Annotated in this window: 4 protein-coding genes; all 4 read left to right on the plus strand. The window is 72.4% G+C overall.

From position 1 onward, the window contains the following. On the plus strand, positions 1–186 hold a 186-nt coding region (locus tag DEIPI_RS40150), incomplete at its 5' end, for a hypothetical protein (RefSeq protein WP_045234572.1). Further along, entirely contained in the window at positions 183–815 is a 633-nt protein-coding gene (locus DEIPI_RS0116880) for a response regulator (protein WP_027482537.1), read from the plus strand. The genes DEIPI_RS40150 and DEIPI_RS0116880, both read left to right, overlap by 4 nt. Positions 816–819: 4 nt before the next feature. After that, complete coding sequence (locus tag DEIPI_RS0116885; RefSeq protein ID WP_027482538.1) at positions 820–1,266, plus strand: thioesterase family protein; 447 nt, start codon at positions 820–822, stop codon at positions 1,264–1,266. Between the two features lie 46 nt (positions 1,267–1,312). Continuing rightward, a partial coding sequence (locus DEIPI_RS32075; RefSeq protein ID WP_045234573.1) for a lactonase family protein occupies positions 1,313–1,671 on the plus strand: 359 nt, incomplete at its 3' end.

Below are 1,671 nucleotides of genomic sequence, written 5' to 3' on the forward strand. Positions count from 1 at the left end.
GAGCGCCGCCTGCCCGGCGGTCTGCGCGTCCCCGCCCGCTACCGCCTCCTCGACGACCGCGTCCAGAACGGCGACCGCGTCCTCACGCTCGCCGCGCAGGGCGCGCCCGACACCACCCTCACCCTCGACGTCGTCACGCTGCGCGGCGACGTCACCCTCGACGAACCCGCACAGGAGCCCCGATGACCGTGAAAGTGATGCTGGTGGACGACCACGACGTCGTCCGCATGGGCCTGAAGATGTACCTCTCCCTCGACCCGGACCTGGAGATCGTCGCGGAGGCGACCAACGGGCAGGAGGCGCTGGAGCGCGTGGACGCAGCAAAGCCCGACGTCGTCGTGATGGACCTCATGATGCCCGTCATGGACGGCGTGACCGCCACGCGCGAACTGCGCGCCCGGCACCCGGACGTGGAGGTGCTGGCGCTCACGAGCGCGCTGGAGGAGCACAAGGTGCGCGGCGCGATCGAGGCGGGCGCGACGGGCTACCTCCTGAAGGACGCGTCGAGCGAGCTCCTGATCGAGGCGATCCACGCCGCCGCGCGCGGCGAGGTGCGCCTGCACCCCGAGGCGGCCAAGCGGCTCATGCGCGAGTTCCGCGCGCCCGACATGCGCGAGCACCTCACCGCGCAGGAGACGCGCATCCTGCGTCTCATCGCGCGCGGCCTGCCGAACAAATCGATCGCGGAGGAGCTCGGCGTGACCGAGCCGACCGTGAAGACGCACGTGTCGCGCCTGCTCTCGAAGCTGGGGCTGGGCTCGCGGACGCAGGCGGCGCTCTACGCGCTCAAGCAGGGCCTCGCGACGTTAGAGTGACCGCATGAAGCCCATTCCCGACGACTTCACGCAGACCCTCACCGTGACCGTCACGGACGCCATGACCGTCGACTTCGAGGAGCTCGGGCGGGTCCACCCGGTGTACGCGACGTACTGGATGGCGAAGCACTTCGAGGAGGCGGGCCGCAAGATCATCCTGCCGTTCCTGGAGCCCGGCGAGGGCGGCATCGGCTTCGAGGTGGACGTGCGGCACGTCGCGTCGGCCCTGCCGGGCATGCGCGTCACCGTCACCGCCCGCTTCGAACGCACCGAGGGACGGCGCGTGTACGCGAAGGTGGAGGCCGTCACGGAACTCGGGGACGTCATCGGGACGGGCTCCACGACGCAGGTGATCCTCGCGCAGGAGCGCATCGACGCGAACTTCGACGAGCTGCGCGCCCGCTGGGCGGCCCACGTCGCCTCCCGCGAGGCCGATCCCACCGGACGCTGAGGGTCCTCACACCCGCGCGGGGGCCGGGGCGCGTTCTGATCCTCACATGACCGATTCCGCCGCGCCCACCCGCCTGTACGTGGGGACCTACACGTCCCCGCAGTCCCACTCGCCCGCGCCCACCGGGCGGGGCGTGCACGTCCTCGACTTCGACGCGGAGACGGGCACGCTGGGAAGCGCCACGCTCGCCGCGCCGCTCGACAACCCGTCCTTCCTCGCGCGCGGCGCGGACGGCACCGTCTACGCCGTGCTGGAGGAGGACGAGGGCCGCGTGGTGGCCCTGCGGCCCTCGGGGGACGGGCGCACCCTCACGTCCCTCGGGGGGCGCTCCACGCGCGGGAGTGCCCCGGCCTTCGTGAGCGTCACGCCGGAGGGACGCCTCGTGCTCGTCGCGACGTACGGGGG

It is taken from the genome of Deinococcus pimensis DSM 21231 (genome assembly GCF_000519345.1).
Lineage (GTDB): Bacteria > Deinococcota > Deinococci > Deinococcales > Deinococcaceae > Deinococcus_A > Deinococcus_A pimensis.

Excerpts from the sequence above, each read along its gene's own strand:
- DEIPI_RS0116880 (WP_027482537.1), top strand. The coding sequence starts at position 183 with ATGACCGTGAAAGTGATGCTGGTGGACGACCACGACGTCGTCCGCATG.
- DEIPI_RS0116885 (WP_027482538.1), top strand. The coding sequence starts at position 820 with ATGAAGCCCATTCCCGACGACTTCACGCAGACCCTCACCGTGACCGTC.